This window comes from Gordonia abscondita (assembly GCF_032711245.1).
Classification (GTDB): domain Bacteria; phylum Actinomycetota; class Actinomycetes; order Mycobacteriales; family Mycobacteriaceae; genus Gordonia.
This window is the reverse complement of record NZ_CP128986.1, coordinates 1092625-1115883: the sequence shown is the minus strand read 5'-3', so window position 1 is coordinate 1115883 and position 23259 is coordinate 1092625. Positions and strand designations below refer to the sequence as shown.

The window sequence follows — 23259 nt, the reverse complement described above, 5'->3', positions numbered from 1 at the left end:
CCCACTTACCTAGCTCTACCTGCGCTAACGAGATTAGCACGGAACGCACCGGAGTCACGGTAGGCGCGGTATGTGCCCACGTAGCGCCCACGTGTGCCACGTTTCCAGAGCCGACAAGGGCGAGGGCACCGAACGAGGGGTGGTCGGAACGGGGGCGACCGCAGGACGTCGGGTTCGGTGACAACGCGTGCCGCCCGCCCCTGGCATCACCGTTGCGGGCTGCGCTGGTCGCAGAGTCCAAGTTTGCGGCATTCTCGTAGACTTGGCGTGCGATCATACTTCGGTGAGCGAAGGGCCGATTGGATACGAGAGACTGTGCGAGATTGCGGACGGCCTCATCGAGGGTTGGCATAGTTATCTTGACCGAGAACCCGTTTCAAAGTCTATCGACTTGGTACGCGTCGGATGCCTGTACGGGCTAGCGATGAATAATACGAAATTGCTCGAGTTCATCGCGAAATCGTACCGTGAAGAAGCAAGCCCCCTTATCTTAATGCCCCTGGTAAGAACCTCCTATGAAACCGGAATTACGGCCCAGTGGATAGCTCAGGTGCGGGACGCACCCAACGCATGGATAAATGAGAGCCGACGACAGAGCGCAGGCCTCGTCCGAATCTTGCGAGGGTCGAATAACGAAACGTTTCGCTCTGCGGCTGATCCAGTCGAGAAGGCGCGTGTCGCGTACGCAGATCTTCCGGACCCTGCGTCGGCGCGAACGGTCGCCGCGAGTTTCAAGGAGATCTGTGACGAGGTAGGCGTAGGCGCAGATGGCTCGTACCAGTACTACAAGCTTCTCTGTGCTTTCACCCACCCGTCGGTTGACCTCGCGGATCAGTACATCGCCCAGGACCAGACCAACCCACCCACTAGTCTCGTGGCGCTTCGGGAGCCGAAGTTCGACGCCACCGATGCGTGGCTCTTCTTGGCGGTTGTCGCAACGGTCTGGGCGCAAATGGCCTTCCAGTACCGCGCTCAGGACCGTGTCCTAAGGAATTCCTTGAGAATAGTCTCGCGCGAGCTTGGAATCGTCCTCGACCTCAAGCTAACGGAGAAAGCATGGCTGCGTCAGAACCAGCCCAAGTCGTCCTGAGTTGTCCCCCCCCGGTTCACTGCGCTCACCGGAGGATTTCGTGACGTAGTTCAAGCAGTGACTGTCGCTCACAGCTTGGAGCCCAGGTGTATGAGTACCTTGCAGCTGGCGTCGAGCGACTTCGCGGCCTCTTCCGGGTGGAGGGTCGAGTTCCCGCGTGGTTCTGCGCTTTGTAAAAGTGCCTCGTACTGGTCTCGAAACTCGGGTGGCACAGTCGCTCCGCTGTCGGTGGCGAGTGTCTCGGCGTGTTCAAGTAGCTGTGCTGCGTACCCGACGGCGGAGGCGTTGTCTCTACTCGTGGTCGCCACTTCCAATTCGAGGGCGGCCTTGCGTACCTTCTGTGCGGCGTAGGCGATCAGGTCATCCTCCGCTTCTATCGTCAGTGCGGCGATAGCTACGTCGAGCTCGGCAGATGCCTCCGCAACGGGGCGCATGAGTTCACGTGTGCTCATTGTCTGGTTGGCAAGGTGATCCGTCAGTGATGCCCGATACTCGATTTCACGGTGGAGTTGCCGGGCGGCTGAGTCCACGTCGATAATCAGCGATCTGACTCGGTGTTTGTGCTCGTGGGACCGGGAGGACCGATTGGCGAACGTGTTCGCTAGCTGAGTGATCGCGACGCCCGCGAGCGTGCCGCCGGTCGCGAGAATGGCCGCCCATCCGGAGGTGAAGTACACCTGGCTGAGCTTAGTACGGGAAGCGTCTCGACGCTTAAACGTGTCGGAGCCCTGACGGCACCGACGTCGATGCCAGACCGCACCGCTCGCGTGATGGATATGCGCGAGGGCGGACAGGGCCGCGTGGACAACGGACCAGGGCAGTGTTGAGCAGCCAACTCACGAGAAGGCAATCCGTGGGATGGACCCTACTTTAGCCGACTTTCGATCGATTCCAGAGCCTTTGTTGATCTCTTGTGTAAACCAAGGTGGTCATCCGAATGTGTTGTGATTACCTCGCCTCGTAGTACATTAATGTCCAATATGAAAGTATCTTCGTAAGTGTTAGTTCTCGAATCTTCCGAGGGTGAGTCGCGGTATGTGATTTTGGCGATCACGCGATCGGGGATCGGTTCGTCATTCAGGTACTGTCCGTACTCGTCTGTCTGGTCCTTATTAGCGATGTTCCAGAGATTTCTGAGTTCCATTCCGGGCACGAGGTTGGGGATTGGTGAACGGTATCGGCGGAGGAGCAAAGGAACGAAGCTGGCTTCTCCCGACCGGGTGCCAGTATCTTCGATCGGCGGGGTGAACGTGATTGCGACCGAGTGAGCGACAGAAGGTCCGTAGTTCTTGACCACGAGGTCCGCGCCTAGGCCAGTCGGATGCGGATCACGCTCAAGGTGAGCCGCGACCATCGGCCGACTGCGATCAATGCTATCTCGCTTAGTCTGGCGAAGAGTGCGAACGCCAAAGACCGTTGCAACGACAACAGACACAGCGGTAACGAGTGAGCCGAAAAGCGTGCTTGATGCGGACACCCAGTCCGCAATTGTCGCCGAATCGGCCAATGTGCTTCTCCTGTCGTGCGATTGGTAATTTAGTTTAGCTTCGGCGTCGGGAGCCGGGGGAGTTATACCCTGCGTTTCAATCGATTGACCTATCCGTGACCAGGGCCTCCGCCCTCACTGCACAACGGTGAAGCACCGTGGCGAAGTCGCGACACGGCGGTCAGTCAACAAGATGTGGCGTGCTTCTCCACCGGCCGGTGGCCCATGCCACGCGTCGCCGGGCTGCGCGCACGTGTTGACGCTGCATCACATCGCGAGTGCTGGGCACCGCTGAGCTCCGGGCAGTGGTCTCACTTGCCTGCGGTACTCGTGTCGGTCAGCCACGGACCACGGCGGGCCGACGATGACGCCAGCGTGTTCTCTCCGTGTTTCACGGACGACTGCGACCTGGCCGCGTCGCGACCTCCACCGCACTTCATTATCGATTCGACCCCCAGGTAGACGATACGCCGCACAGTGACCGTGAGGCCGCGTCTATCGGCGCGGACTAGTCACGGTCCGATCGCCACGCGACACGAGGAGCCAAGTCCACGGAGGACTCGGCCAGCCCACAGAGGTGGGGATGTACCGACCCCCGGTAACCGGGGGCCGGAAAGAGAGCAGGCGGACCTCCGCCCTCTAAGAAGGGGGACGACTCAAAAAGTTGTCACCGAGTGCGGCGGTTGCGCGTGGGCGAGTCGGTCGTGACCGATCGAACTAGGAATGAGACTGTGAGCCACCGACGCCGCAGTTATGCCATTCGGGAGACGGCGATCTGTGGTCGCCGGTGTCGTGTCGTGTTGGCTTCCACTCGACTCCTGGCCGGGCTTTTCTCGCGCGCGCGACGTAACGTACCCGACTACGAAACCACGGTATGTCTGGTCAGGGTTGGTCTATGGGTGGTGGGCCCCCGGTTACCGGGGGTAGGTGCGCCCCGGTAGCCGGGGGTAGGTCACCCCTACTACCGGGGGTTAGTCGTGGGCCCCATCTACCCCTGGCTACCGGGGGTAGATGGGAGTTATCCACAGGCAGCCTGGCGGCGCGAGTGTGTCCGTCGTCGTGCCCCGCTGTGCTGACGCGCCCGAGTCGCCCGGCGGCGAGCGGCGACCGCTGCGGCGATATGGATCGTGTAACACGCGACCTGCGATGCGCGACACATCAGACGGTCGGGGCGCAACAGTGCTGCACGAGAGCTATCGGGAGGAATACCCTAATGATTGTTGATCCATTGGGACAGGTTGCTGAGTTCTTGAACTCGGTCGGCCTACGAGCGTTCTTGGATACGATTCGGCCGTTCATCTTCCCGTAGATCGTTCGACGACAGCGACGCCCCGCCCGTCTCCCCAGAGGGCGGGGCGTCGTTCTGGATCTAGGACGTAGGGCCGCGATTCTGGCTGGACATGCCGCTCAGCGGTGCATAGGACGGACGACTCCCCGGAGGCATGTAATCGGGCCGCCGGGGAGTCGTTTTTGTGGTTAGCGCTTCACGGGTCTCGTTTTGGCGACAAACGTACGTGCTGCGGCTGCGCGTGTGGTGCGCCGTGAGAGTGTGACGGCGGCCAGCGTCGCCAGGTACTCGGCGACGATAACCGATTCGCATTCGGCGCAGACGACGCCGAGACCGTCGAGGACGACCGATCGACCGTTATCCAACGGTCCGTTCGGTGCTGTCAGTTGGACGACAGGCCGACGAGTTGGTACGTCGAGTGCGCCGCATTCAGGTACGCGGCACCGGGCGGCCTGTCGGGCGGCCTCGCGCTTGGTGGCTGACTCGGCGGCCGCTACCTTGCGTTCGGCGACCTTGAGGCGCTGTAGGTGCTGAGCGTCGTCGAAGTCTTCGTCTGTGAGCCCCTCGGCGATTACGGCGTCGTACGCGGGCCGTAGGTCTGTGAATACTGTTCGTCCTTCATGTGTTGCCGCGTAGGCGGCCTGTGACGCCTGGTGTGCGCGTTCGGCGCGCCGACGATGGGCGTCGTTTGCGAGTGGGACCAACTCACGGTCAGACATGATCGGCGCGGCGTCGTACTCCGTTCGTAGCCGCGCGGGGATTGTTCGGTCGAGCGGTGGGGCGGGCACCGCCTGGAGTAGAGACTCCCGACCGACGCCGCCGCTGAGTTCCCACCCCACCGGTTGCCCGCTCGGCGTCTTGTCGAGGAACCTTTCGGCACCGTCTGCTGTCGAGGTCTGGTTGTACTTCACTGCGAGTCTCCTTCTGTGATGGTGTTGAGTGCGTATTCCATGCGCCGCAGGTGATCGGCGAGGTGGTAATCGTCGACGTCGTATGCGGCGTTTGCACCCTCGGCGACAACAATGGCGGTGGGTCGTTCAGGATCACGAGGACTGTTTTTATCGTGCGCCAGCGAAACCCATTTTTGGAGATCCGCCGAACTTACCCTGGGAGCGGCGTCATATGCGGCCCGCAATTTGTCGGGTACCTCGTCTGTGTGGTTGTTGTGTCTCATACGGTTCTCTTCTTTCCTTTGTTGTGTGATCTGGTGTGGATTGACGGCAGAAACCGATTAGGGTGCTGGTTTTCGGTTCGTCGTCGGCGGTGCGTTGACGAGAGTTCGACGACGGGGCCTGTATGGCCGCTTGGCTGACTTCCACGGATAATCCGATGCGTGGATCAACTCGGCCGCGTCATGCTTGGTGAGACGAGCCCCACGCCGAACGACGACGACGTTCGCGTAGGAGCGTGACACGACGCCTGTTCTGTACTTACCGGCCCCCTTGATTCGTACTCGGTCACCCGGAATGAACGTGTCGAGGTTCATCCACCGTGGTCGTTTTCCGTTGTGTTTCATGTGTTTTCCTCCTTATCTCTCTTCGCTCGACGGATCGGGAAGTGCCAGCGAATAGGTGGCGGCGTTTCCCCGTTTAACATTGGATTTCGAGGTTCGTACTATCCATCCCTCGGTGCGCGCTATTCGTAGATGCGTGCCGATGTAATCGGGTTTGGAGTATCCGATAGCTTGCGCCAGGTTGACATTTCCGGGGTACGCATTCGATCCGGTCTCAAAGTCGGCATACGTTGCCAAGGTGCGTACTACTGTGCGCGTTTCCTTGGATAGCGGAGAATGGTCCAGTCGGCGATGCCATTCACCCGTCGATATGCCGAACTTGGCTATCGGTATGCCGGGGTCGTCCCGACCGTCGTCGTTTCCCGGTGGGTGGTCCACCACACCCGGCTACACAGGCTCGACGAGAGCCAGTACGTCGTCGCGGCGGATACGGACGACACGCGTGCCGGGTACGCGGACGGCGGGCAATGTCCGCGTCTGGTGTATGCACTTGCTGATGAACGCCCGCGATACCCCGATAAGCGCGGCGGCCTCGGGAATCGTGACGTAAGTCGACGTCGGTTCGGTCATGGTTGGTCGGGCCCCTTATCGGGTAACGCCCACGGTGCCCCAGAGACGGTCAGTCGGGGCGAAGCTGTACACGCGCGGATCGATCGGTTCACGCCCCGCGCGGGGCGTACCGAATCCGTGGACTAGTGCGACGAACGTCAGGCACCGGAGTAGGGATAGCAGTCCCTGCTACGCCGATACTTTCTGTCGCGCATGGTTATTCGACCGTGGCAGTAGTCCGCGCGTCAGTCGCGCGGCGGCGCGGTCGGCGTACGCGGCGTCGTCTGTGGATCGAGAAACCGGGGCGGCGGATCATCGCCGCTAGGGTCGCGGTCGTCGCCGAGAAGGCGATAGAACGGGGCGTCGTCGCTGTCGGTGGCGTCGCGGCGCGGACCGTGGCCGATAAACGTGAGCATTGCGAGCGCCAGTGAGGCGTCGGTACGTAGGGCCTCCGTGCGGGCGGTGCGGGCGAAGTGGTGCACCATCGAGACGTCGCGGCGACGGACGGCGCGGGCGAGGTCGTGCCGGGTGATCATGTCGGCCACGTCGTGGCCCCACTGGGTGTAGGTCGGCGAGAGGTCGGCGAGCGGTCGCAGTGCAGCGGCCACCAGTTCCAGCGCGGCGCGGCCTGAGGCGTGCGGCTCGCGTAGCGCACCAACGACGCCAGGGGCGCTAGTTACCCCTGGCGTCGTTGGTGTCGTTAAGGTCATGACGATCACGCTATCACCGGATGCATAATTTTCCAAACATCAGCATAAAATGCACAACGTGACGCATAGGGCTGTGGCGACAAGGCACCAGCGGGACGCACTAACGCCAGTTCAGCGGGCATCTAGGCTCGAACCTACGACTTACCACGCGGCATGTGCGGCAGTGAATAGCGAGTCTGTATCGAGTGCGACGTAGCGGCGCGTCGTTTCGGGTGAGGCGTGCCCTAGTGTCTGCTGCAACGCGAACAAATCCCGCGATGAGGCGTAGACCCGCGTGGCGAACCGGTGTCGAAGCTGGTGCATCGTCACGTCGGCGGGCAGTAGTCGCGCGGTACGTTTGCCGACGTACGCCGGTGTCAGGTGTCCGGTGCTCGATGCGGTCGAGGGGAACACGTACCCGCCTGCGCGACGAACGTCGCGCGCGAGGTCTGGCGGACACGGGACCATGCGGCGGCGCCCACCCTTACCGGTCACGGTGAGCATGTGCCGACCGCCGGGGACGTCGAGCACGTCGCGTGAGTGCATCGCGGCGACCTCGGCACGTCGTAATCCGCATTCGGCGGCCAGTCTCACCATGAGCCGGTCGCGGGGGTCGGCGATGCGGAGCGCGAACCGATAGTCAGCTTCGGCGGCCGGTCGCGGCGACGTCGGTGCCACCGGTGGCGGGGGTAGGTGAGTGGCCGGATTGTCGGTGCGGCGGCCCGTCGTGACAGTCCACGAGAAGAATCCGCGCAACGTTGTGCGATGACTACGGCGGGTCTCGGTGCGCCAGTCGCCAGCGGCGAACCAATCGGTGACGTCAATCTCTGTGACCTCGGCGGGGCCGGTCGGATGCATCGCGCGCGCGAACGCCGATAGCTGGTAGCGGCGGGTCTCGCGCGTCGTTTTGGGCCGCCCCTGTGCGCGGGCGAACGTATCCCACTCATCGATCCAGTGCGCCCACTGTGTCGGCACCGCTTTAGGGTCCGGGCCCGTGCGCGAGCGGTCGGGATACGTCATGGCGCGGGCAGTCATCGCGGCCGGGTCCGGCGCGTTCAGGGGAATATCGGCGGCCGGATTGACCAGCGCGCCAGTCATTGCGACATACCACGCAAAGAACACGCGGAGAGACTTGACGTTATTGCGGTACGTCGCGGCCGTCCACGTCCGGCCGTCGAGGTATCGCGCGAGACGGGCAGGCGTGACGTCGCCAGGGTCGACGGCGAGCGCGTCGGCGGCCCTCCGAACATGTGAGGCGTGATAGCCGATGGTGTGATCGGAAAGTCGTTGCGCCCGTAGGTGTTCGGTGAATCGATTCACGGTGCGGTGCCAGGTGGTCGAGGTCATGGGAGGTCCGTTCGGTTCGAGGGGGTAGTGGCGCGGCGGCAAGGGCACGACGGCGGGCAGTGGGGCCCGTACCGGGCCAGATGGTCGGCCGCATACCACTCGGCGGCAGCATCAGCGGCGGCGTCGTGCTCATCGTCGGTGCTCGCGTAGGCCGGAAGCTCGACGCTCACTGTGTGGTAGTAGGTCTGTAAGCGGTCAGGTACCCCGGAATACGGCGGGGCCGGCGAGCGGCGCGCCGCGTCGTCGGCGGTCCACGCGTCGCCCGTGCGGTCATCGACGGAACTCACGCGGTCACCGCTTCTACGTGCGGACGGTCGTCGTTGCCGGGGCCCTGGCGGAACGAGTCGGCCAGGCTCTCTAGCGCGTCGGCACCGGCACCGGAACGGATGAGTTGCGCGGCCAGCGTCAACGCAGAGGCCATACCCCCGTCACTCTCGACGGCACCGTCTGCCCGCTTCGGCGGCGACGGGGCCGCCGGTATCGCGGCCGGGGCAGCCAGGTCCGACAGTCGTGCGGCCAAGTCGGCGTCGCGGTCGGCGGTGTGGTGCTGGTAGATCATCGCCGCCGATACGGTCGAGTGTCCCAATCGGTGCTGTATCTCTCGAATGGATGCGCCGGTGCGGGCGGCCAGCGTCGCGCCTGTGTGCCGCAGATCGTGCCACCGCAGGTCACTACGCCCAGCGGCCGCGCGCGCCCGCGAGAAGTGCCGATGACGATGCGACTCATACACCGGGCCCCCGGCGGGGGTAGTGAATACCAGCGCCGACTGTGTGCGCCCGGTGTAGGCGTCCAGGTGCGCGGCCAGAATCTCGACCACGTGCGGCGGTAGGTGGATCGTCCGTACCGACGATGCAGTTTTCGGCGGCCCGTACGTCGCCGGTCCCGACCCACCGATCAGGGCCCGGTCGACGCGTACTGTGCCGGTCCCAGTGTCGCGGTCCAGGCTCACCCTGGACCGGTCCAACGCGAACAGTTCCCCGGCGCGTAGACCCGACCACGCGGCCACATGCACGGCAGCGACCAGGCGGTCGGGCATGGCGGCCGCTATCGCGTCGATCTGCGCGGGCGTAGCCGGTACCCGTTCAGCCGCGCGCGTGGTCCCAGCCTTACGGATACGACACGGATTCTCCCGTATAAGCCCCTCGTCGAGCGCAGCGGCGAGGATTGCACGCAACACCCGGTACGCCTGCGCCGCCTGTGTTTTGCCGGTGTCGCCGGTCGACTCTCGGGGAGGTACCGGGCCCCCGGCCGCCTCCCACTCGGCTACCACGGCAGCAGGCAGACGGCCTGTCGACGGGACCGCTATACCCATGTCGCGCGCCCACACGCGTGCCGGATGCACGCGCGGGGCCCGCTTGCACCGGGCCCCGGCCGTGGTGGCGGCGGTGTGTGTGACGGCCGCGTACCAGTCGCGGACGGTGGCTACGTCGACCGACGCCAGCGGCTCGTCGCCAAGGCGCACTGTCCCCAGTCCCGGCGCGGTGACCGGAGCGGCGATGTAGCGGGTCAGGTGCCGCCGGTACAAGGCGACGGTGCGCGGTGCGAGGTCGACACCCGCGCGGGCGGACAAATACCGGTCGGCGTACTCGGCGACGGTGACCGCACCGGCGTCGGGGTCACGGTAGTCACCGCGTAACACGTCTGCGTGTGTCTGTGTGAGCCAATTGTTCGCGGCTTTCCGCGTAGTGAACGTGAGTGGTGCGGTGCGTCGGCGGTATTCACCGGGCACGGTGTAGCGGGCGCGGAACCGGCCAGAGGGCAGCGGTTCGACGGTCCCGAATGAACGTTGAGAGGTCATGTGATGGTCGTCCTTGGCGGATAGCAAGTGTCCACGTAGCGCCCACGGCGGTACATGTTGTCCCTACTTCTGCTATCCGCCAGAGGGGGTAAAACCCTCTCTGACCAGGGAGAGCCGATGACGGGAATCGAACCCGCACTCTCAGCTTGGGAAGCTGATGTTCTACCACTAAACTACATCGGCATTGCGGCACCGCGAACGATGCGAGCATCACCATAACAAACCGGCGGTCGGGTCGGTGTCGTCGGTGCGTCTCAATCGCCGTTTCGATCGGGGGTGAGGCTTGCCACCGGTGTGCCGTCGATGCCGAAAACTGTGCCTATCTGCAGTAACCTGATCTCCGTGCTGTTATCAGACCGCGATATCCGTGCCGAGATCGATGGAGGCCGACTCGGCATCGAGCCGTTCGACTCGGCCCTCGTTCAGCCGTCGAGCGTCGACGTCCGCCTAGACGGGCTCTTCCGCGTGTTCAACAACACCAAGTACACGCACATCGACCCCGCAGAGCGGCAAGACGAGCTCACCACCCTCGTCGAACCCACACAGGGTGAACCGTTCGTGCTGCACCCGGGGGAATTCGTTCTCGGATCCACCCTCGAAGTGTGCACACTGCCCGACGACCTCGCCGGCCGTCTGGAAGGCAAGTCGTCGCTCGGCCGACTCGGACTGCTGACCCACTCGACGGCGGGATTCATCGACCCCGGATTCTCCGGCCACATCACGCTGGAACTGTCGAACGTGGCGAACCTGCCGATTACGTTGTGGCCCGGAATGAAGATTGGACAGCTCTGCCTGTTCCGCCTGTCGAGTCCGGCCCAGTCCCCGTACGGGAGCGCTGCGGTCGGCTCCAAGTATCAGGGGCAGCGTGGCCCGACACCTTCCAAAGCGTATTTGAACTTTCAGAGCTGACCGATGGCCGATCAGTACGACACCCCGCCCTGGCTCGCCGGATTCAGCGTCCCCGAAGCCCCGACCGGAGCCGTACTCGCCATCACGTTCGGTCCCTCCGGTATCTGGACCGGCCGCGTCGACGGCCGCAGACGGATCGTGTCGGCACGGTCAGAACGCCGGATCGTACCGAACATCCTCGACATGCGGATCGCCGCAGAATTCGTGGAAAACGGCAAGGTACCGGAAGCCGCCGACCCCGCGGTATTCGACGAACTGGCCGAACTAGTCGCGCAAGCCCGCGACACGATCGGAGACCGCGACAGCATCCTCGTCATGGGTGCGGGACCGTTGCGATTCGTCTCCTTGAGCCGCGCCGACATCGTCGAAGCGACTGTGCCCGAAGTAAATCGAATCCACGGCATGATCGTCGAACTAGCCGATTCCGCACCCGTCGACGCAATTCTCCTCGGGCCGGGAACCGACCAGTGGCCCGGGCTGTGGGAGTCGCTCACCGAACGCGGCTTCACCACACTCGCGCCTGGCGATCCGTTCCCCACCACCTTCGGCGGCGACGACGATCCAACCAACAGTCTCGACCGCGTCGCCGTCGCCCCGGCCGCGCTCGCCTGGGGAGCGGAAACGTCCGGCGACGGCCCCCTCTCCTTCAGCGCATCCGGCATTGACCCTGCCGACTACGGGCTCGACGAATACGGAAACGTCCAATACGGCATGGCCGCCGACGACAATCTGGACAGCGAGCGATCCGACGCAGACGACGAAGCCGCCGAACAACAACGCGCCGCCGAACAACGACGACGCTGGCGAATCACCGCAGCAGCGGCGATAGTCGTCGTCCTCGGACTGGGCGGCGTCGGTACGGCGGTCGCCATGAACATTCACGAACACAGCGGCCCCAGCATCGACGAGCTGAGCGACCTGTCCGGGACGCAGACCACCTCCGACGACGAATCTGCTGCGCCCGAACACATCCCGAACTCGGCGGACCCGAAAGAAGTCAAAGCGGCCCGCGCGAAAATGCTCAAATATACGACACCGCCGCCGCCGCCCAAGACGACGTCGACAACTAAGAAGCCGCAGCAGACCGAGGAACAGCCCGCCCCCGGTCCGAAGCCTCAGCCGAAACCACGCAAGCGCACCATCCCGAACCCGATTCCTGGACTGCCGCCGATCGTCGTCGGCTAACGATCCCGAGATCTCGACCCCGCAATCAACAGGGGAGAGCGGCCTGCAGAAGCCGAATCGTCAGTCGCGGCGGTGCTTGCGTTCGCGGGCGACAGCCAGATAGTCGTCGAGCTGGCGAGATAGCTCACGATCTAAGGCGCGGTACAACGTGTTGTGGGCGGTGACGCGCCCAGTTCGTCGTAGCTCGCTGAGCAAGTCAGACGCCCACTCCGACTCTTCCCCGACCTCAGGAATCCAGCCGTCGAACCTGCCGTCGGTGATCGCGCTGCGACCAGCAGAGACAAGCGTGTGCGCAGCGCGCTGCATATCTTCGTCGAGCTTCTCCTGAAGATCGAGGACATACGACAACGGCATGCCGTTCGCCATCAGACGCACATACCCGTCGATGCTCTCAGTGTCAGTGATCGTGTACTGCTCGGGAAGCGCACCGTCGCCGACCGGTTCGATGAGACCCGATTCGCACATCCGCTCCAGCAGGTCCGCATCGTCGGTCCCGAGCAGGTCGTACAACTCCTGCACCGAGATAGTCTCCGACGGTGTCCGCGACCACGGCGCGGTAACAAGCTCCCGAAGACCGAGGACTTCGGCGAGATCCTCGCCCTGCTCCATGCGCTCGAAAAATTCGGCGATATGCGTCATCGTGAAACCTCGCCCCAACAAGTCGTTGATGACGTGCAGACGAGACAAGTGCTCGTCACCGTAGATCGCGATCCTCCCGCGGCGCTCCGGCCGCGGAATCAGTCCACGGTCCTGATAGCCGCGGACATTCCGCGTCGTCGTGCCAGCAGCCTGCGCAAGATCGTCGATCCGGTACTCGGTCATTCACATGATTCTTCCAAACCCCGAGGCTCGAGGCTTGAAGACGCCGGTGAGATGTCCTACACGTCGATAGTCAGCGACTCCGAATCGCAGCGCGAGACGCACGGTAGGAAATAGCCGGCCGCACGCTCGGGCTCCATCAGGCTGCCGTCACGATGGTCGACGACGCCCTCGGTGACACGCAGCTTGCACGTGCCGCAGAATCCCTGCTGGCACGAGTAGGGCGCGCCGGGCCGCAGGCGCCGCAACGCGGTCAGCACCGACTCGTCAGCGGCCACCGTCTCCGTCTCCCCGGTCGACGAGAGTCGGATCGCGAATTCGGTGCCGTTCTCGATGGGCGGCGGCGAGAACCGCTCGTAGTGCAGTTCGACGTCGACGCGGTCGACGAGGTGCGTGCGCAGACCCTCCAACATCGGGGTCGGGCCGCAGCAGTACAGCGCGACGCCGTCGCCGCCGACCTCGCCGACGAGATCATCCATCGTCGGAAGGCCATGCTCGTCGTCGGTGCGGATTTGCACGCGGTCGCCGTAGCGGGCCAGCTCCTCACGGAACGGTATCGAATCGAGCGTGCGACCGGTGTAGATCATCGTCCAGTCGAGACCGAAACGATCAGCGATCGCGACCATCGGCAGGATCGGGGTGATGCCGATACCTGCGGCGACGAAACGCAGCTTCCCGACCGGCGAACCGTAGCCGGGCATCGCCAACGGGAACGCGTTGCGTGGCCCCTTGATCGAGATCGAATCGCCAACCTTGAGCGTGTCGTGGACTTCCTTCGAGCCGCCGCCACCATCCGGAATGCGACGCACTGCGATGCGGTACGTTGTCCGATCTCCCGGATCGCCGCACAACGAGTACTCGCGGAGCAACCCGGACGGCAGAAGGACATCGAGGTGCGCTCCGGCACGCCATTCGGGGAGAACCGAACGGTCCGGCGCCGCGAACGTCAACGCGATCACGTTCTCGTCGTGCGCCACCACTTCACGGTCCACGATCTCAAGATGCTGGACGCCGTCGTTCTCCGGGACGTCGTACAGCGGCGACAAGGGAGCCCACAACGGGAACCAGGTCTTGCCGAGGCCGGTGACGAAACGCATCAGCGGATCACGACGCCACCGCCCAACCAGATGCGGCGGCTCGGTCACGAGATCCGTCTCGTGCGGATGACTGATGTGGTTCACGACTGTCATCCCGCGCGCCGTGCGCCCGGCGACGTCGCGAGGAACGCGACGGCCTGTGCGGTGTCACCGATGTCGGACGGGTGGAAGCCCGGCTTGAAGTACGTCGCCGTCGCCAGTGCGAGGCTGCTGATCTTCGGGAAAACACCTGCGCGGGATTCGACGAAGTAGTCGTGCACGTACTTGTAGATCTCCGCAGGCAGACGTAGCTCCGCGAAGGTCGGATCTTGACGGTTGATGTGGCGGAAGCCACGGACCAGCAGAATCACCAGGAACGGCAGAGCCAGGGCCATGGCGCGGCCACGCCGCAGTGGGCTGTCGCCGAAGTATGCGGCGACTTCGTGCGCCACCGAACGGTGCTCCACCTCTTCGGCACCGTGCCAGACGAACATGTCCATCATGTTCGGGTCGGCACCGTGCTCGGCCCACGTGCAGTTCAACGCGAAGTCGCCGAGCAACGCCGTGTAGTGCTCGATCGCAGCGATCAACCACAGACGCTCGATGAGATGCTTCTGCCTATCCCTGGGGGTCTGGCCGTCGCGCGGGCCGATGACCCGTCGGAAGATCCACTCCATCTGGGCCTGGTAGCCGGACGCGTCGATGTCCCGCTTGGTCAACCAAGTCTGGACGGCCTTGTCGTGTGCTTCGGCGTGCATGGCCTCCTGGCCGACGAAGCCGCGGACGTCAGCGGCCAGCTTCTCGTCCTTGATCATCGGCAGCGCCTCGTTGAACGTCTCCACGAACCACCGCTCACCTTCGGGTAGAAGGAGGTTCAGCGTGGTGATCATGTTCGACGACACCGGGCTGTCCGGAATCCAGTGCAACGGTGCTTCGGTGAGATCGAACTCGACGTTGCGGGCGTGCAGCTCCACATCGCCGGGATCGGTCTCGGCGGTGGAACGTGTGCCGTGTGTGCTCGTCATAGCCGGCTCCTAGCTGGTCAGTTTCTGGCGTGCCGCGATGCGCGACGCCCACGGGACGAATCGATACGCGCGGTAGCCGAACTTCGCTTCCGGCGTGACTGGTACGACGGCCTTGTTGGAGACGACCGCCGCGACTATCTCGCGGGCCACCTTGTCTGGCGTGTAGTTCCGCTTCTCGTAGAAGCCGGTCACCTTGCGGCGCATAGCGTCCTGGTCGTCGACGCCCGCGTACTCGGTGGCCGATGTGATGTTGGTGTTGACGATGCCCGGGCAGATCGCGCTGACGCCGATCCGGTGGCTGGAGAGTTCGGCGCGCAGACTCTCCGAGAACATCAGCACGCCTGCCTTGCTCGCTGAGTAGAGACCGAGTTCGCGGGACGGGGTGAACGCTGCCGCCGACGCCAGATTCACGATGTGTCCGCCGGTGCCGCGGGCGACCATCTGCTTGGCGAACGCACGACTGCCGCTGATCACACCCCGCAGATTGATGTCAAAGAGGCGGTCGATCTGTTCTTCGGACGCATCCAGTGCGCTGCCGCCCAATCCGATCCCCGCATTGTTAACGACGATGTCGGGGACGCCGTGACGGGCGCGGACGTCGTCGGCGAACTCGTTCACCGCGGCGGTCTTCGAGACGTCCAGTTCGTAGACGTTCGTCAGTACGCCCATGGCTTTGCACTCGGTGGCGGTCTCGTCGGCCGCCGCCGTGTCGATGTCGGCGAGGACCACCTCGCAGCCGAGTGCCGCGAGTGCGAACGCGGTCTCGCGTCCGATGCCGCTGCCCGCGCCGGTGATGACGGCGAGCTTGCCGGTCAACGCGAGCGGCGCCCCCACCTGGCGGGCACGGTCGATCGTGTTCGGGGCGCGCGACGTGCCGTTCTCGATGGAGTCGATGAACTCGATTGCCGTCGCCGCGAGGTAGTCGGGGTTCGTGTAGGGAAGCCAGTGGCCGGTGGTCGAGGACTTGCGCCACAGCTTCGCCGCGTGCGTGTAGGTGCGGTCGTAGATCGCGGGTCGCAGTGCGATGTCACGGTCGTTCACCACTTCGAGGACGGGCACCGACGTCGGTCGCGGCTCCGGGTGGGCGAGCTTGCCGCGGATGTTGGCTCGGTAAAGCTTGAGCCCGGAGATCATGTCCTCACGCAGTGTCGGCGCGAACGACACGTTCTCGCGGGGTGTGCCTTCTATCGCGTGCAGGAATTCCGTCCACAGCTTCGCTGAGCCGAGGGTCCGGAAGAACGCGTCCGACACGCCGGGGATCTGGAAGAACCCGGTGTACGCCGACGATGCGACCTGCGACAGTGCGCGCGAAATGTTGCCCGGTGTCGGTGACGCGAGCTGGGCGCGAGCCCACTCGCCGAGGAAATCGAGATTCGGCCCCGAAACGGACGTGAACGACGCGATGGACGTCTCCGCGCCCGGAGTCGTGACGGCCTCCCACGTCTGTACCGACCCCCAATCGTGGGCGACGACGTGCGCGCTGCCGCCGTCGGTGACTGACCCGATGACCGCGAACAAGTCCTGTGCGAGACCCGCCAGACGGTACGACGGGACGTCGTCGGGACGATCGCTCTCGCCGAAACCGCGAGTGTCGTATGCGAATACGCGGTAATGCTCGGCGAGTTGGGGAGCGATGCGGTCCCACAGGTGGTGCGTGTCCGGCCAGCCGTGCACGAAAACGACGGTCGGCCGGTCAGCGGCGGCGGTGTCGCCGTATGAATAGGTCGCCAGACGAACGCCACCCGCGGTGATGTCCGTGCGATGCCAGTCGGTCATATCGTCTCCGATCGTGCCATTGTCCATTGACACGGTACCACCGGTTACAGATACGCGCTAGCCCTAGTTAGCAGGAGTGTCTGCGCAGGTCACTGGCGGTACGACGACAGGAAGTTGCCGATCCGGTCGATCGCCTCCGAGAGGTCGCGCGTCCACGGCAACGTGACGATCCGGAAGTGGTTCGTATCGCCCAAGTTGAACCCCGACCCCTGCACCACCAAGATCTTCTCCTGCAGGAGAAGATCCTGGACGAGCTTCTCGTCGTCGTGGATCTCGTGCACCTCGGGGTCCAGCCTCGGGAACGCGTACAGCGCGCCCATCGGCTTCGCGCAGCTCACGCCCGGGATGTCGTTGAGCTTGGCCCACGTGACATTTCGCTGCTCCAAGAGGCGGCCGCCGGGCTTCACGAGGGCATCGATGCTCTGGTAGCCGCCGAGGGCAACCTGGATCGCATGCTGGGCGGGGACGTTCGCGCACAGACGCGTCGACGCCAGAATGCCCATGCCCTCGAGGAAACCCCTCGCATGGTCTTTCGGTCCGGTCATCACGACCCAGCCCGCACGGTAGCCGCAGACGCGGTACGCCTTAGACAACCCGTTGAACGTGAGCGTCAACAGATCCGGAGCCAACGACGCGACGTTGATGTGTTCGGCGTCGTCGTAGAGGATCTTGTCGTAGATCTCGTCGGCGAGGATCAGCAGCGAATTCTTGCGGGCCACCTCGACGAGACGTTCGAGCACCTCACGCGAGTAGACGGCGCCCGTCGGGTTGTTCGGATTGATGACGACGATCGCCTTGGTGCGTGCGGTGATCTTCGATTCGATGTCCTCGATGCTCGGATTCCAGCCGTTGTCCTCGTCGCACTTGTAATGCACGGGGGTGCCGCCCGACAGGGAGGTCATTGCCGTCCACAGCGGGTAGTCGGGCGATGGGATAAGCACCTCGTCGCCGTTATTGAGCAGTGCCTGCATTGTCATCGTGATCAGCTCGGACACGCCGTTGCCGAGCAGCACGTCGTCGACGTCGAAGTACGGGAAGTCCGGGATCAGCTCGTAGCGGGTCACCACGGCGCGGCGCGCAGACAGGACACCCGCCGACTCCGAATAGCCCTGCGAGAAGGGCAGCGAGTGGATCATGTCGCGCAGAATGACGTCCGGGGCTTCGAATCCGAACAGCGCCGGGTTGCCGATGTTGAGCTTGAGGATGCGGTGGCCCTCCGCCTCGAGCCGCGCGGCCTCCGCGTGCACCGGACCGCGGATCTCGTAGCACACGTTCTGCAGCTTCTCGGACTGCTCGATCGTGCGGAGATTGAGGTTCTGGTGCGACACATGGGGGCGACTCATGGGTACATTCTGTCAGCCGGACGCAATCGAATTGAATTCGCCGGGGACACTGGCAGGCGTGACTTCCACCTCGTTCACCGTCGCCTCGTTCAACGTCAACGGCATTCGTGCTTCTCGCCGTCGTGGATTCGACGACTGGCTCGCTGACAGATCACCCGATGTCGTCGGACTCCAGGAATTGCGGTGTCCATTGCCGGAAGTCGGTCAGTTCCCTGGGTATACGGCGTCGATCGATGTCGGCTCGATCCCGGGCCGGAACGGCGTCGGGCTGCTGACGCGGTACGAACCTGCTGCCGTCCGGTCGTGGGCGCTGACACCGCCGAAGGCGCGGGGATTGAGTGCCTACGCGACCCACGGCCGATACATCGAGGTGGATCTGTCCGACCGCCCGCTGACCGTCGCCTGCCTCTACTTGCCGAAGGGCGGCCTACCTGCGCACATGCAGCGGCCGGGAGGAATCCGCTCGGAGGCGGACGGCGGAGCCAAGTACGAACGGAAAATGACGTTCCTCGCCGGTTTCGCCCGTGAGCTCGACCGCAACCGGCTCGCTGCCGCGCGGAACGGCCGTGACTTCCTGCTCGTGGGCGACCTCAACGTCGCGCACACCCAGTACGACGTCACCAACTGGCGGCCCGCCCGCAAGATGGAAGGGTTCCTGCCGGAGGAACGCGAATGGTTCTCGTCGCTCCTGTCGCCGCGCAGGCTGATCGACGTGGTGCGGGCGCTGCACGGCGATGAGCCGGGTCCGCTCACCTGGTGGAGTTGGGCTGGACAGTCGTTCGTCAAGGACGTCGGCTGGCGGGTGGACCATCAGCTGGCGACTGGGTCGCTCGCGCGGCGCGCGGAAGCCGTGTGGGCTGACAAGGAATCGTCGCCGGACGCGCGCCTGTCCGACCACGCGCCGCTGATCGTGCGCTATCGAGAGTGAGTCGACATGATTGCGCGCGAACTGTTCCTGGCGAACGGTTCAAGTGCCAACGTTGCGGCGATCGGAACCGAAAGGCGTGCGCGTGCGTCTAACCGAATGTGGGGGAGAGAAGTACTGACCGAGCACGCGTCTGCGTCGGGGTCGCCGAGCACCTGGCGATTCACGACGGGGTGATCACCGCTGCTGAAGCCGTGGACCTGGGGATGAGTGCAGGCGAAGCACGCGGAAAACTGGCGGCCGGTCTGTGGATTCCGCACGCGCGGGGCGTCTATCTTTCTGCCGAGCATCAGATGACCGATATGGCGAGACTCCGCATCGCGGTGGCCGCGACAGGCGGGGTGGTGGATCGGACAGCCGCCGCATGGCTGCTCGGATTCCTACCGGATCTACCGGACATCATCACGCTGTCGATCCCGCGATCGGCACACGGCGCGGCCCATGGCGCCGTGGACACGAGCTGCAAGCGGCGGAGTCTCCCCTCCGAAGACGTCATGGCCACGCGAGGCGTCCCGGTGACTCGGGAGGCGTTGACACTCCTGCAACTCGCGTCCGCGCTGGCGATCGACGAAGCGATCACGATCATCGACCGGGCGGTGCAGACTGAGCGGGTTTTAGTTCACGAACTGAGGGCGAGTCTCGACCGGAACTCCGGTGCCCATGGAATGCGGCTGGCGCGTGTCCTCGTAGCTGCGGCCGAGGACGATTCGGAGTCTGAGGCTGAGCGACTGTTCGTCCGACTGCTCAAGCAGTACCGAATCTCTGGATGGGTACAGCAGCAGTGGATCAACGGCGTTCGCATGGACTTCGTGTGGCCGGAACTGGGCATCGTGGTGTCGGTTCACGGTTGGATGTTCCACCGCCGCTACGACCGATGGGACCGTGATCTGCGGACCGCAAACATGCTAGGACTCATGGGTCTCTTGCCGTTGAGCTTCCCGTGGAAGCGCCTCAGGTTCGAGGAGGAATCGGTAGTCCGTGAATTGGTTGCGGCGATCGAGTCACGACAGTCCGTCGACTGAAAACGTTGGCACTCGAACCGTTCTCGGGGAACAGTTCGAGTGCCAACGTTGAGCGATGCGGACTACTTCGCGCCGGGGCGCTTCTTTCCGGTCGCCAGGCCGAAGCCCTTCGCCTTCGCGGCTCCGGGCTCGGTGATCGTCCGGGCGTCTGACGCTGGAACCGTCGGTGCTTCGGGTGCCTCGGCTGCCGGAGCCTCGGGCTCGGGCTGAACTACTGGCTCCGGCTCGGCGGGAGCCTCCGGCTCCAGCTCGGCAGGAGCCTCCGGCTCGGCGGAGGGAACCGGAGCGGCGGCCTTGGGTGCTCCCGGCGTTTTGGCGCCGGGCTTCTTGAGCCCGCCCGCCATGCCGAATCCCTTTGCCTTGCCGGCGGTTCCCTCGGTCACCGCGGACTCTGCTGGAGCCTCGGGTGCGGCGGCAGGAGCCTGCGGAGTTGGAGCCTCGGCTGCAGCCGCGGCGGCCTTGGGTGCTCCCGGCGTCTTGGCGCCAGGCTTCTTGAGCCCACCCGCCATGCCGAAGCCCTTGGCCTTGCCCTCGGTGCCCGCCGTGGTGGCGGATTCCGTAGTCGACGTGTCGTCCTCTGCTGTGGGAGCGTCAACCCGAGCTTCGGCCGTAGGTGCGGTCGCAGTTGCCGGTTTGGGCGCTCCGGGCTTCTTGGCGCCGGGCTTCTTCAATCCGCCTGCCATCCCGAAGCCCTTGGCCTTGCCTTCCGACGCCTCGGTGGCGGTACGTGCCTCGGCTGCCGGCGCAGCTGGTGCGGCCGCAGCGCCGGGCTTGGGTGCCCCGCCGGGCTTCTTCATCCCGCCGGGCTTCTTGAGTCCGCCGCCCATGGACAGGCCCTTGGCCGGTGTAGCCTCGGTCGTCTCTGCCGGCGCGGCCGGTGCTGCTGCCCCGCCGGGCTTGGGCGCCCCGCCGGGCTTCTTCAAGCCGCCCGGCTTCTTGAGTCCGCCACCCTTGGGCGCGAGACCCACCGCAGGCTTGGCGTCGGCCGGAGCAGCGGCAGCAGGTGCTGTGGCCTTCGGTGCCGCGGCCACAGGTTCGGGCTCGGGAGCAGGAGCAAGCTCGGACTGGATCGGGTGCAGGAACTTGCCGCCGCGTTCGACAGTCTCGCGGCCGCGCAATACGCCCTCGAGAATCATCTGTGCCACGTCGACGACCTCGATCTTGCCCTCGTCCTCGGTGCCGCTGGTTTGCGCGGTCACCCCGTCGGTGAGCATGACGCGGCAGAACGGGCAGCCGGTCGCGATCTTCTTCGTCGCGCCGTCGCCGGTCGGAGCCTGCGTTGTGGCGAGGGTGTCGAGCGCTTCGTCGACACGGTCGACGTTGATGCGCTTGCCGATCTGCTCTTCCATCCACATCCGGGCGCCACCGGCGCCGCAGCACATGGAGCGTTCGCCGTGACGCGGCATCTCGGTCAGCTGACCGCCTGCCGCATCCATCAGTTCACGCGGAGCGTCGTAGACCTTGTTGTGACGGCCCAGGTAGCAAGGATCGTGGTACGTGATGGCCTGGCCACCCACCGGGGCGACTGGAACGAGCCGCTTCTCCCGGACGAGGCGGTTCAGCAACTGGGTGTGGTGGACCACCTCATATTCGCCGCCAACCTGCGGGTACTCGTTACCGAGTGCGTTGAAGCAGTGCGCACAGGTCACGACGATCTTTTTGCGCTGGGTCGGTGCGGTCGCGAACAGTTCGTTGAATGTCTCGATGTTCTGCTGCGCGAGCATCTGGAACAGGAACTCGTTGCCCGCGCGGCGAGCGGAGTCGCCGGTGCAGGTTTCGCCTTGGCCGAGGACCAGGAAGTCGACGGCTGCGATGTCGAGAAGCTCGGCGACGGCCTTCGTGGTCTTCTTCGCGCGGTCTTCGTACGCACCGGCGCAGCCGACCCAGAAGAGGTATTCGTAGCCTTCGAAAGATTCGACGTCCTGGCCGTAGACCGGGATGTCGATGTCCATCTCGTCGATCCAAGCGGTCCGCTGCGAGGAGTTCTGACCCCACGGGTTGCCCTTGTTCTCGAGATTCTTGAACATGCCGGCGAGTTCGGTCGGGAAGTCCGACTCGATCAGGACCTGGTAGCGCCGCATGTCGATGAAGTGGTCGACGTGCTCGATGTCGACCGGGCACTGCTCGACGCACGCACCACATGTGGTGCACGACCAGAGTGCTTCGGCGTCGATCACCGCGCCGGCGGGGTCTCCGCCGAGCGAGTCGCCGACGAGCTTGCGGTCGGCTTCGGCGAGTGCCGCAGCCGGGACCGCGTCGAGCTTCGCCTGATCGACATTGCCATCCTTGTCGACGATGCCGACTTCGTCGCCGCCCATGTCCTTGCTGCCGCCCGCAAACAGGTATGGGGCCTTCGCCTGACCGTGGTCGCGCAGTGACATGATCATCAGCTTCGGTGACAGCGGCTTACCCGTGTTCCACGCCGGACACTGTGACTGGCAACGACCACACTCAGTGCAGGTGGTGAAGTCCAGCCAGCCCTTCCACGAGAAGTCCTCGATCTTGCCTGCGCCGAAAGCATCGACGTCGGGGTCGGCGGTCTCCATGTCGAGGACCTTGCCCTGGCTCATCATCGGCTTCGCGGCACCGAGGGCGACGCCGCCGTCGGATTCACGCTTGAAGAAGATGTTGGGGAATGCTGCGAAGCGGTGCCACGCCACACCCCAGTCGATGTTGAGGCCCACAACGGCCAGCCAGATCATGCCGGACATCAGTTTGATGACCGCGGCTCCGGTCACCCAGTACACGGAGCATCCGTCGAAGAGCTGCGCGAAGTAGTGGGTGAAGAACGACGTCCAGACGGGCGGGTTCTCGATGCCGGATGCGATCTTGAAGGTCTTGACGAAGACCATGCCGAGACCTTCGATGAGGACGACGAGCTCGACGAAGTAGGCGGCGCCGAAACGGGAACCGGAGAAGCGCGAGAGGCGACCGGGGCGACGCGGGTGATTGAGCTGGCGGATGATCATCATCGCCGAGATGCCGATCACTGTTCCTAGGCCGAGAACTTCGTCAGCGAAGATGTAGATGTTCCAGGCGCCGATCACCGGCCAGTGGAACTCGGGGTCGAAGATCTGCCCGTAGGCTTCGAACCAGAAGATCGCGCCGATCAGGAAGCCGAACATCACAAGCCAGTGGGCCCAGCCCACTGTTCGGAATTTGGTCATCCGCGTATGCGCGACGAATTCCTTCAGCATCGTCATCAGGCGCTTGCCTGGATATGCGAATCGCTGCGCGTCGACCTTTTGGCCTTGGGCGATGGAGCGGATCATGGTGAACACGCCCCGCAGGAACAGCGCCCAACATGCCAGGCTGATGAACGCGGCGATCGATCCGATCACGATGGTGGTCGTCGTCATTGGAAGTACCGGCCTTTCTTCAGGTCGTACCAAGACTCGGCGTGAGCGGCCGAAGCCCGC

General features: G+C 64.4%; 19 protein-coding genes and 1 tRNA gene. 5 read left to right on the top strand and 15 right to left on the bottom strand.

Annotation, left to right across the window (positions count from 1 at the left end; translation table 11 throughout):
* Positions 1-283: 283 nt before the first annotated feature.
* Entirely contained in the window at positions 284-1090 is an 807-nt protein-coding gene (locus MP11Mi_RS05235) for a DUF5677 domain-containing protein (protein WP_420041241.1), read from the top strand.
* Between the two features lie 68 nt (positions 1091-1158).
* On the opposite strand, the gene MP11Mi_RS05230 is transcribed toward MP11Mi_RS05235, so the two are convergent.
* The 9 genes from MP11Mi_RS05230 to MP11Mi_RS05190 all read right to left on the bottom strand — a co-directional run bounded on the left by MP11Mi_RS05230 (position 1159) and on the right by MP11Mi_RS05190 (position 9943).
* The gene (locus tag MP11Mi_RS05230) at positions 1159-1767 is read right to left on the bottom strand and encodes a hypothetical protein (protein WP_420041240.1); all 609 of its coding nucleotides are present in this window, start codon (positions 1765-1767) and stop codon (positions 1159-1161) included.
* Positions 1768-4052: 2285 nt separating this feature from the next.
* Positions 4053-4775, bottom strand: coding sequence for a hypothetical protein (locus MP11Mi_RS05225; protein ID WP_420041239.1), 723 nt, complete (start codon positions 4773-4775; stop codon positions 4053-4055).
* Positions 4772-5038: a hypothetical protein gene (locus MP11Mi_RS05220; RefSeq protein ID WP_420041238.1), complete on the bottom strand. Its 267-nt coding sequence runs from the start codon at positions 5036-5038 to the stop codon at positions 4772-4774. Before MP11Mi_RS05220 ends, MP11Mi_RS05225 begins: the two co-directional genes overlap by 4 nt.
* 726 nt (positions 5039-5764) lie before the next feature.
* Positions 5765-5947 (bottom strand): helix-turn-helix transcriptional regulator, encoded by a 183-nt coding sequence (locus MP11Mi_RS05215; protein ID WP_420041237.1) that lies wholly within the window; start codon positions 5945-5947, stop codon positions 5765-5767.
* 224 nt (positions 5948-6171) lie between these two features.
* The gene (locus MP11Mi_RS05210; RefSeq protein WP_420041236.1) at positions 6172-6636 is read right to left on the bottom strand and encodes a hypothetical protein; all 465 of its coding nucleotides are present in this window, start codon (positions 6634-6636) and stop codon (positions 6172-6174) included.
* Positions 6637-6777: 141 nt separating this feature from the next.
* The gene (locus tag MP11Mi_RS05205) at positions 6778-7962 is read right to left on the bottom strand and encodes a tyrosine-type recombinase/integrase (protein ID WP_420041235.1); all 1185 of its coding nucleotides are present in this window, start codon (positions 7960-7962) and stop codon (positions 6778-6780) included.
* Entirely contained in the window at positions 7959-8249 is a 291-nt protein-coding gene (locus tag MP11Mi_RS05200; RefSeq protein ID WP_420041234.1) for a hypothetical protein, read from the bottom strand. The genes MP11Mi_RS05205 and MP11Mi_RS05200 overlap by 4 nt, the downstream gene beginning before the upstream one ends.
* The gene (locus MP11Mi_RS05195) at positions 8246-9760 is read right to left on the bottom strand and encodes a tyrosine-type recombinase/integrase (protein WP_420041233.1); all 1515 of its coding nucleotides are present in this window, start codon (positions 9758-9760) and stop codon (positions 8246-8248) included. Before MP11Mi_RS05195 ends, MP11Mi_RS05200 begins: the two co-directional genes overlap by 4 nt.
* Before the next feature lie 112 nt (positions 9761-9872).
* Positions 9873-9943 (bottom strand) — tRNA-Gly (locus MP11Mi_RS05190).
* A 159-nt stretch (positions 9944-10102) separates the two neighbouring features.
* Between MP11Mi_RS05190 and dcd the strand changes: the two genes are divergently transcribed.
* Both dcd and MP11Mi_RS05180 read left to right on the top strand, forming a co-directional pair.
* Positions 10103-10669, top strand: a complete 567-nt coding sequence (gene dcd / locus MP11Mi_RS05185) for a dCTP deaminase (protein ID WP_420041232.1) — start codon at positions 10103-10105, stop codon at positions 10667-10669.
* A 3-nt stretch (positions 10670-10672) separates the two neighbouring features.
* Positions 10673-11854, top strand: a complete 1182-nt coding sequence (locus tag MP11Mi_RS05180; protein WP_420041231.1) for a hypothetical protein — start codon at positions 10673-10675, stop codon at positions 11852-11854.
* A gap of 60 nt (positions 11855-11914) precedes the next feature.
* Here the strand turns inward: MP11Mi_RS05180 and MP11Mi_RS05175 are convergent, their stop codons facing one another.
* The 5 genes from MP11Mi_RS05175 to MP11Mi_RS05155 all read right to left on the bottom strand — a co-directional run bounded on the left by MP11Mi_RS05175 (position 11915) and on the right by MP11Mi_RS05155 (position 17893).
* Complete coding sequence (locus tag MP11Mi_RS05175; protein ID WP_420041230.1) at positions 11915-12676, bottom strand: MerR family transcriptional regulator; 762 nt, start codon at positions 12674-12676, stop codon at positions 11915-11917.
* Between the two features lie 56 nt (positions 12677-12732).
* Positions 12733-13854 carry a PDR/VanB family oxidoreductase gene (locus MP11Mi_RS05170; RefSeq protein WP_420042014.1) on the bottom strand — a complete coding sequence of 374 codons (1122 nt, stop codon included), beginning with the start codon at positions 13852-13854 and terminating at the stop codon, positions 12733-12735.
* Between the two features lie 5 nt (positions 13855-13859).
* Positions 13860-14774 (bottom strand): metal-dependent hydrolase, encoded by a 915-nt coding sequence (locus tag MP11Mi_RS05165; protein WP_420041229.1) that lies wholly within the window; start codon positions 14772-14774, stop codon positions 13860-13862.
* Positions 14775-14783: 9 nt separating this feature from the next.
* Complete coding sequence (locus MP11Mi_RS05160; RefSeq protein ID WP_420041228.1) at positions 14784-16550, bottom strand: SDR family oxidoreductase; 1767 nt, start codon at positions 16548-16550, stop codon at positions 14784-14786.
* 89 nt (positions 16551-16639) lie between these two features.
* Positions 16640-17893: a pyridoxal phosphate-dependent aminotransferase gene (locus MP11Mi_RS05155; RefSeq protein ID WP_420041227.1), complete on the bottom strand. Its 1254-nt coding sequence runs from the start codon at positions 17891-17893 to the stop codon at positions 16640-16642.
* A 58-nt stretch (positions 17894-17951) separates the two neighbouring features.
* Here MP11Mi_RS05155 and MP11Mi_RS05150 point away from each other — a divergent pair, with 58 nt between their 5' ends.
* Positions 17952-18821, top strand: a complete 870-nt coding sequence (locus MP11Mi_RS05150; protein ID WP_420041226.1) for an exodeoxyribonuclease III — start codon at positions 17952-17954, stop codon at positions 18819-18821.
* A 203-nt stretch (positions 18822-19024) separates the two neighbouring features.
* Positions 19025-19840, top strand: coding sequence for a hypothetical protein (locus MP11Mi_RS05145; RefSeq protein ID WP_420041225.1), 816 nt, complete (start codon positions 19025-19027; stop codon positions 19838-19840).
* 62 nt (positions 19841-19902) lie between these two features.
* Here the strand turns inward: MP11Mi_RS05145 and MP11Mi_RS05140 are convergent, their stop codons facing one another.
* A complete protein-coding gene (locus MP11Mi_RS05140; RefSeq protein ID WP_420041224.1) occupies positions 19903-23199 on the bottom strand; it encodes a (Fe-S)-binding protein in 3297 nt (1098 codons plus the stop codon).
* Positions 23200-23259 lie beyond the last annotated feature (60 nt).

What these genes read in the sequence shown, in the direction of transcription:
- MP11Mi_RS05220 (WP_420041238.1), bottom strand. Translation starts at nt 5,038, where the DNA reads ATGAGACACAACAACCACACAGACGAGGTACCCGACAAATTGCGGGCC.
- MP11Mi_RS05215 (WP_420041237.1), bottom strand. Translation starts at nt 5,947, where the DNA reads ATGACCGAACCGACGTCGACTTACGTCACGATTCCCGAGGCCGCCGCG.
- MP11Mi_RS05210 (WP_420041236.1), bottom strand. Translation starts at nt 6,636, where the DNA reads ATGACCTTAACGACACCAACGACGCCAGGGGTAACTAGCGCCCCTGGC.
- MP11Mi_RS05205 (WP_420041235.1), bottom strand. Translation starts at nt 7,962, where the DNA reads ATGACCTCGACCACCTGGCACCGCACCGTGAATCGATTCACCGAACAC.
- MP11Mi_RS05195 (WP_420041233.1), bottom strand. Translation starts at nt 9,760, where the DNA reads ATGACCTCTCAACGTTCATTCGGGACCGTCGAACCGCTGCCCTCTGGC.
- MP11Mi_RS05180 (WP_420041231.1), top strand. Translation starts at nt 10,673, where the DNA reads ATGGCCGATCAGTACGACACCCCGCCCTGGCTCGCCGGATTCAGCGTC.
- MP11Mi_RS05175 (WP_420041230.1), bottom strand. Translation starts at nt 12,676, where the DNA reads ATGACCGAGTACCGGATCGACGATCTTGCGCAGGCTGCTGGCACGACG.
- MP11Mi_RS05165 (WP_420041229.1), bottom strand. Translation starts at nt 14,774, where the DNA reads ATGACGAGCACACACGGCACACGTTCCACCGCCGAGACCGATCCCGGC.
- MP11Mi_RS05160 (WP_420041228.1), bottom strand. Translation starts at nt 16,550, where the DNA reads ATGACCGACTGGCATCGCACGGACATCACCGCGGGTGGCGTTCGTCTG.
- MP11Mi_RS05155 (WP_420041227.1), bottom strand. Translation starts at nt 17,893, where the DNA reads ATGAGTCGCCCCCATGTGTCGCACCAGAACCTCAATCTCCGCACGATC.
- MP11Mi_RS05145 (WP_420041225.1), top strand. Translation starts at nt 19,025, where the DNA reads ATGAGTGCAGGCGAAGCACGCGGAAAACTGGCGGCCGGTCTGTGGATT.
- MP11Mi_RS05140 (WP_420041224.1), bottom strand. Translation starts at nt 23,199, where the DNA reads ATGACGACGACCACCATCGTGATCGGATCGATCGCCGCGTTCATCAGC.